Here is a 2,485-nt window from a genome sequence, read left to right on the forward strand (position 1 = left end):
TGTCAATCGGCGTCCAAAGTTCACCCCTTATCGGCGTCCAATTTTGACCCCCCATATGCTGTAGATCAGCGCTTGGCCTGCCCGGCGCTGGCCGGGGTTGCAGAGGGTAGGCCAAGTGCGCGTGATGATCGTCTTCGGCTTTAGCTTTGAGAGCGGTTCTTGAAGCGCCAGGATTCGTTTCCGGTTTCGACGATCTCGCAGTGGTGGGTGAGACGGTCCAGAAGCGCGGTCGTCATCTTGGCGTCACCGAACACCGTCGGCCATTCTCCAAAGGCCAGGTTCGTGGTGACGATGATCGAAGTCCGCTCGTAGAGCCTGCTGATCAGATGGAACAGGAGTTGGCCGCCGGCCTGGGCGAACGGCAGGTAGCCGAGTTCGTCAAGGATGATGAAGTCGAGACGGTTGAGGTAGTCGGCCGTCCGCCCCTGCTTGCCGCTGCGCGTTTCCGTTTCCAAGCGATTGACCAGATCGACGACATTGAAGAAGCGCCCGCGTGTTCCGTTGCGGATCAGTGCGCGGGCAATCGCGATGGCCAGATGGCTCTTCCCGGTTCCCGTGCCGCCGACGAGGACAACATTGCGCTGATCGGCGACGAAGGTGCCGGTCGACAGCTCCCGCACCAGGGGTTCATTGACGGGCGTATCGGCGAAGTCGAAGTCGTCGATGTCCTTGGCGAGCGGCAGCTTGGCAATGCTGAGCTGGTAGCGAATGGAGCGGGCCTGCTTCTCGGCGATCTCCGACTGCAAGAGATCGCCGACGATGCGCGGCGGTTCGTGCTGCCGCTTGATGCCGTTGCCCATGACCTCGTCGTAAGCGCCGCGCATTCCATAGAGCTTCAGCGTGCTCATCAGTTCGAGAACCTGTGTGCGTTCCATCAGCTTGCCCTCCTGAGGCTGTCATACCGTGCGCAGTCGGCGACCGGTTCATGGGTAAGCCGCAGCGCATCCGGGGTTTGCAGGGTTGCGGCCGGGGCCGGATCACGGCTCCGGGCCAGAATGTTGATGATCACCGAGGCCGAGCAGACGCCGTGATCCAAAGCCTCCTGGCAGGCAGCATCGACGGCCGCCAGACCGTCGGCGGGAACGCATCCGAGAATGGTGACCATTTGCCGATCACCATCATGGACACTCTTCAGCCGCCGGCGCACTTTCTCCATCGCTGTGGGTAGGACCCATTCACGGAACGGCGCACCATTGCGCAAAGCACCGGGTTTGCGTGCCAGAACAGGGACATAATGCCAGGGATCGTAGATCGTCTCGCCACGGCCAAAGCAACGAGGATGCTCACCGACGTTCACACCGTCCTGCCTGATGACGATCTTCTCGGCATAGGCGTGAACCTCGACCGGCCGGCCGACCGCAGTTGAGAGGACGGAGTATTTGTTGTTGTCGAAGCGGACCGTGCAGGTCTTCGACACCGAGGTCGGGACGCAGTGGAATCCGTCGAACGGCCCGACGTAATGGACGAGGCTGCCGCGCTCCTCCTCGAACATTTGCCAGATCATCCGCTCGGTCTGCTCGGGATGGCGGTGCGCCTTGGCGTAGGCGATGCACTTGTCGAGCAGCCATACGTTCAGCTCTTCCAGGCTTTTGACGCGAAGGCGTGGAGTGAAGAAGCGTTCGCGCACGAGGCCAACCTGGTTCTCGACCTGCCCCTTCTCCCAGCCTGATGCGGGCGTGCAGGCCACGGGATGAACGAGATAATGGCTGCACATCTGCAGGAAACGGCGATTGTATTGCCGCTCCTTGCCGACGAATACGGCCTCGACCGCCGTCTTCATGTTGTCGTAGATGCCGCGCGTGCAGGTGCCACGGAAGAAGGCGAAGGCCTTGTCGTGCGCATCGAACACCATCTCCTGGCTTTCGCGCATATAGGCCCTGACGAACATCATCCGGCTGTGGCAGAGCCGGACGTGAGCAACCTTGACGGTCGTCGTCACGCCGTTGATCAGAATGATCTCGTGGCTCCAGTCGAACTGGTAGGCCTCACCCGGCGCGTAATAGAGCGGCACGTAGGCTTCCGCCGTCATGGCTCCCCGGTTCTTCGCCCAGGTCTTGGCGTATCGCCGGATCGCGTCATAACTGCCGTCGTAGCCGAGTGCCCGAACCTCCTCGTAAATCCGGATCAGCGTCAACCGTTCGCGCGATGGCTTGCCCTCGTTGGTCGTCAGGAACCGCTCGATCTCGGCCTTCCACGCTCCGATCCTCGGCAGCGGTTGTCGCTCTCGTTCATAGGTAAAATCGGTCTCGTCGGAACGCAAAATCTTGCGGACCGTGTTGCGCGAAACATGCAGTTCCCGGACGATCTTCTTCACCGACCAGCCCTGCACATGGAAGGCCCGTCGAACACGCGCAATAGTATCCACTCGCTTCAACTCCCACTCCATCCGCCGCCAAAAGCCGGATGGTCAGATGAAATCTGAGGGGGGTCAAAATTGGACGCCGATTACCCCGCCAAGGGGGTCAAATTTGCACGCCGAAACACA

Annotated in this window: 1 protein-coding gene and 1 pseudogene; both read right to left on the bottom strand. The window is 60.9% G+C overall.

The annotated features are described in order from the left end of the window. Positions 1–140 precede the first annotated feature (140 nt). Entirely contained in the window at positions 141–875 is a 735-nt protein-coding gene (gene istB, locus MOV76_RS38875) for an IS21-like element helper ATPase IstB (RefSeq protein ID WP_064818141.1), read from the bottom strand. Positions 876–880: 5 nt separating this feature from the next. Further along, a pseudogene (gene istA / locus MOV76_RS38880) lies at positions 881–2,374 on the bottom strand (IS21 family transposase); the annotation flags it as partial. Between the last annotated feature and the right edge of the window lie 111 nt (positions 2,375–2,485).

This window comes from Rhizobium sp. PRIMUS64 (assembly GCF_023006465.1).
In the GTDB taxonomy this organism is placed as follows: domain Bacteria; phylum Pseudomonadota; class Alphaproteobacteria; order Rhizobiales; family Rhizobiaceae; genus Rhizobium; species Rhizobium leguminosarum.